The 1,843-nt window shown below is 39.1% G+C and carries 1 protein-coding gene; it reads left to right on the top strand.

Annotation, left to right across the window (positions count from 1 at the left end):
• The first annotated feature begins 302 nt into the window (after positions 1-302).
• Positions 303-1,643 (top strand): hypothetical protein, encoded by a 1,341-nt coding sequence (locus JCM15548_RS20365; RefSeq protein WP_157483035.1) that lies wholly within the window; start codon positions 303-305, stop codon positions 1,641-1,643.
• The last annotated feature ends 200 nt before the right edge of the window (positions 1,644-1,843 follow it).

A 1,843-nucleotide genomic window follows, 5' to 3' on the forward strand; every position in this document is an offset into this window, starting at 1 on the left:
CAGCAATTCAGCGTAAAAATTAAGTGAACTTAAATGTACTGATATTTAAGGCAACAGGAAATTTGCCAAATATTATTTTTCGCGCTAAATTTGGCAAAAGCTATGCCTCTCGGCATAGCGAGTGTTTTTCCATAAAGCGCTTATTTTAAAGTGATTAAAAGCCTGCTGCGGTAACGACCTGACCAGCAGGCTTTTTGTTTATTTTTGATACTTCAAATATAGCCAATTTCTTTAATATTTTTTTCATCATAGCACTGATAATCAATTAAATATTTGATTTTTTAACGATTGTTCTTTTACTTTTGGAAGAACATGTTTATCAAAGTCCTGGGAAATCTGTTATAAGCCAGATATTCAAAACTTTACATCAATATTTCCCTTCTTTGAAAACTCATTTGGCCTCCCTGCCTGATTCCCGCCGTCGGAAACAGTATTCCACTCAAGAATTAGCTATGGCTGGGGTCTGTATGTTCATGTTAAAGGAAGGCAGTAGAAATGCCTTTAATAATGATCGCAAGGCTCCTGTTTTCAGAGCAAACTACCAAAGCGTATTTGGACTTGATTTACCCCATCTTGATAGTGTAGATGATTATTTTCGAGACCTTGCTACTTCCTGTCTTGAGGAAGTTAAAGCCTCACTGATCCGCGATCTGCTAAGGAAGAAGGTTTTACAGCCACATAAGTATCGGGGGTGTTATATTGTAGCTATTGATGGCACTGGTGTTTCAACGTATTCACACAAGCATTGTGAGTATTGCCTGCATAAAAAGTCTGGCAGCGGGGTTGTGACATGGTCACACAATGTACTTGAGGCTAAGCTGCTAACGCCCACCGGCCTAAGTTTGTCCATAGCCACCGAGTGGATAAGTAACGAGGGAAGAGCAAACTATCAAAAGCAAGATTGTGAGCAAGCGGCCTTTAAGCGACTATCCATCAAAATAAAGAAGATGTTTCCACGCCTGCCAATAATTATAATAGCCGATGGGCTTTACCCAACTCAAGGCTTTTTTGATATCTGCAAAAGAAACAACTGGCACTATGTGGTAACACTAAAGGATGGGAATCTGCGATTGCTTCAGGAGGAAATTGCGCTTGAAAGGAGGCTTGTACCAAACCAAAAGGGAGAGTCCTTAGCATTCCATAAAGATCATCGAACCAAGTTACTTTGTCATTGGCTAAGTGGATTAGAGTATAAGACGCATATGCTAAACTGGGTTGAATGTAATGAAGAAGTCTCAGTTAAAAATCAAGGTGTTATAAAGAATCAGCGCTTCGTGCATATTACTGACATGGAGTTGAGCAATACTTTATGCGTAGGTGTGAGTCAGACGGGGAGGTTGCGACAAAAAATAGAGAATGAGGGGTTTAATGATCAGAAAAATCAGGGCTACGCTTTGGAGCATAAATTTTCCAGAGTAAGTTTTCCGGCAATGAAGAACTACTACCAATGTCTGCAGATAGCTCACATCATTAATCAATTGGTTCAGGCCAGTCAGGAAATTGGAGGATTAATAAAAGTCCGACTAAAATGCACAGTCAAGTATCTGTGGAAACGCTTAATGAGTTATATGCTCGAAGTACTTGTTGACAGAACTGAATTACTGATTCTTACACAAAATAGATTTCAAATCAGGCTTGAATGAATCAGTTTTGGGGATGTCCTGCTCCGGAAATCAGGAAAACACCAACTTATAAAACGATACGCCTATACCAAAGAAAAAATTTTGAGGGCTTGAATCCTGCGGTTAATCCAAACGTGAATTACACCGGGGTGGGAAATTTATGTGCCAAATTTTCAGTAAATTTATCAGCGTAATGAATAAAGCTTATTACTGAATTGCTG

Origin of the sequence: Geofilum rubicundum JCM 15548, from assembly GCF_000974365.1 — a bacterium.
In the GTDB taxonomy this organism is placed as follows: domain Bacteria; phylum Bacteroidota; class Bacteroidia; order Bacteroidales; family Marinilabiliaceae; genus Geofilum; species Geofilum rubicundum.